At 69.5% G+C, this 2,828-nt stretch carries 2 protein-coding genes and 1 pseudogene; all 3 read left to right on the top strand.

The genetic code is table 11. From position 1 onward, the window contains the following. A partial coding sequence (locus tag EQG76_RS14725) for an NUDIX hydrolase (protein ID WP_159714773.1) occupies nt 1-562 on the top strand: 562 nt, incomplete at its 5' end. Between the two features lie 213 nt (nt 563-775). After that, nucleotides 776-1,792, top strand: coding sequence for a cobaltochelatase subunit CobS (gene cobS / locus EQG76_RS14720; protein WP_159714771.1), 1,017 nt, complete (start codon nt 776-778; stop codon nt 1,790-1,792). 81 nt (nt 1,793-1,873) lie between these two features. Continuing rightward, nucleotides 1,874-2,828 (top strand): annotated as a pseudogene (locus tag EQG76_RS14715) (hypothetical protein); the annotation flags it as partial.

Below are 2,828 nucleotides of genomic sequence, written 5' to 3'. Positions count from 1 at the left end.
CGCCCGGGACCGCCGGTTCGCCGGCAACCGGCTGGAGGTGCGCTACACGCCCACGGACTATGCGGCCTTCCTCACCTTCCGCGACCTGGGCTTCCCCGACCCGTCCAGCAGCAACTGCTTCGGCCTGGCGGCACTGTGCGCCTCGGACGGCGGCTTCCTCCTGGGCGTGATGGGCGGGCACACCGCCAATCCTGGGCGGGTCTATTTTCCCGGGGGCACGCCAGAGCCGGCCGACGTCCTGCCGGACGGCCGGGTCGACCTGCTGGGCAACGTGCTGCGCGAGCTCAGCGAGGAAACCGGCCTGATGCCCGGGGAGGTCGAGGTCCGGCCGGGCTGGACCGTGGCGGTCGAAGGCGGTCGCACCGCGCTCATGCGTGACATCCGTATCGACCTGCCGGCCGAGGCGGCACGCGCGCGGATCATGGCCTTTCTCGCCGCCGAGGCGGAACCGGAGCTGGCCGGCATCCGGATCATCCGGGCACCGGAAGAGGCGGAGCAGGACGCGGTGCCGGGCTTCGTCCGGTCCTACCTCCGGCACGCCTTCCGGCCGCAGGCCGGCTGAAGAATCCCTTACCGGCAGGCCTCGCACCTGCGCGTCCGGCACCTACATTAGCCTTGAGGCAGACCCGGCGGGGTTGGCGCGGGTGGAGACGATCTGCTAGCGTCGCGGTTGTCGGGGTGGGCGTTGCGGGTGCAGCGCCCTCGTTCGGGCGGGCTGTTCGCTCCGCGCCCTGCGCCACCATCGCCTCGCTACCTTCGCGTCTTCGGATCCGTCATGACCGTCGCTGATCAGAGTCCGCTCCTCGATCCGTCGAACCGGATCGACCTGCCCGCCAAGCCCGACATCCGGCTCTCAGTCCGCCAGACCTTCGGGATCGACAGTGATCTCGAGGTGGATGCCTATAGCCGGCGCACCGACTATGTGCCCGACCTCGACGAGGCCTACCGCTTCGACCACGACACCACGCTCGCGATCCTGGCCGGCTTTGCCTACAACCGCCGGGTGATGATCCAGGGCTATCACGGCACCGGCAAGTCGACTCATATCGAGCAGGTCGCGTCCCGGCTGAACTGGCCCTGCGTGCGGGTCAACCTGGACAGCCATATCAGCCGCATCGACCTGGTCGGCAAGGACGCCATCGTGCTGCGCGACGGCAAGCAGGTCACCGAGTACCGGGAAGGCATCCTGCCCTGGTCCCTGCAGAACCCGGTGGCGCTGGTGTTCGACGAGTACGACGCCGGCCGCCCGGACGTGATGTTCGTGATCCAGCGCGTGCTGGAGAGCCAGGGCCGCATGACCCTGCTCGACCAGAACAAGGTGCTGCGCTCGCACCCCTCCTTCCGGCTGTTCGCGACCGCCAACACCGTGGGCCTGGGCGACACGTCCGGCCTCTATCACGGCACCCAGCAGATCAATCAGGGCCAGATGGACCGCTGGTCGATCGTGACCCAGCTGAACTATCTGGAGCACGATGCCGAGGTCCGGATCGTGCTCGCCAAGTGCCCGGACTATGACACGGCCGAGGGTCGCAAGCAGGTCTCGCAGATGGTGAGCCTGGCCGACCTGACCCGCAACGGCTTCGTCGCCGGCGACGTCTCGACGGTGATGTCGCCGCGCACGGTGATCACCTGGGCGGAAAATGCGCGGATCTTCAAGAGCCTGCCGCTGGCCTTCCGCCTGACCTTCCTGAACAAGTGCGACGAGGCCGAGCGGACCACCATCGCGGAATACTACCAGCGGTGCTTCGGTCAGGAGCTGCCGGAATCGGCGACGCGGCTGGCTCTGGCCTGAGATCGACTGGGGCCTGATCGGCTAGCGGCAGCGCAGGGCAGGATCGGCGGCACCGCCGGTCGGCATTGAAGGAGTGGCAGGGTGGCAGTCGTGGCAACCCGTTCCGGAACGCCCGAGCAGAGCAACCAAGCGGCGCGCGAGCGGATCGACAGTTTCCAGCGGGTCGTCGGCGCCACGGTGCGCGCGATGGCACGCAAGCCGAGCCTGGACGTGCAGTTCCGGGCCAGGGAGAACCGGCGCCCGCCGGAAGGGCAGGCTGGTGGCGAATCGGTCCGTCTGCCCACGCCGCGCCAGGACTTCGCCAAGGCCGACCTAGCCCGGATCCGTGGCGAGGGCGACCAGTCGGCGCTGCGCCTGCGCCACCATGACGCCAAGCTGCACGCCCGCCACGCCCCCAATGGCGAGATCGCCCAGCTCGTCTACGACAAGATGGAGCAGGTCCGGGTCGAGGCGCTGGGCTCGTCGCGGATGGCGGGGGTGCGCGAGAACCTGCTCAACGCGTGGAAGGCCCGCACCCGGCCGATCGAGAGCGGCGGCCAGGAGCAGGCCGGGCACATGGCGGAGATCGTCGAGCTGTTCGCCCGAGAGCAGCTCTTAGGGGTCGAGCTGCCCACGCCCCATGCCAAGGCGCTGGAGCCCTGGCGCGACTATCTGGCCCAGCACATGGCCGGGCACCTGCCCAGGCTGGAAGCGCTGCTGGCCGACCAGGAGCGCTTTGCGCTCGAGATGCGCGAGCTCCTGAACGACCTGGGCTTTACCACCGAGGAGCTGCCCGAGGACGGCGAGGGCCAGGACAGCCCCGAGGATCAGGACGACGACCAGGAAGAGGGCGGCGAAGGCGGCGAGCAGGGCCAGGACGGCGAGGGCCAGGACCAGCAGCAGGACAGCCAGACCAAGGAGGTCAGCGCCGCCCAGGACGCTGCGATGGCCGAGGCCGGCGAGGGCGACGAGAGCCAGGACGCCATGGCCCAGATGGGGTCCGAGGACGAGGGCGAGGCCCCGGCCACCAACCGGCCCAAGGTCGGCCACAACCAGG

The organism is Geminicoccus flavidas (assembly GCF_009806515.1).
Classification (GTDB): domain Bacteria; phylum Pseudomonadota; class Alphaproteobacteria; order Geminicoccales; family Geminicoccaceae; genus Geminicoccus; species Geminicoccus flavidus.
Note: the sequence above shows the minus strand (reverse complement) of the source record. Positions and strands in the feature narration are given on the sequence as shown.

Excerpts from the sequence above, each read along its gene's own strand:
- cobS (WP_159714771.1), top strand. The coding sequence starts at position 776 with ATGACCGTCGCTGATCAGAGTCCGCTCCTCGATCCGTCGAACCGGATC.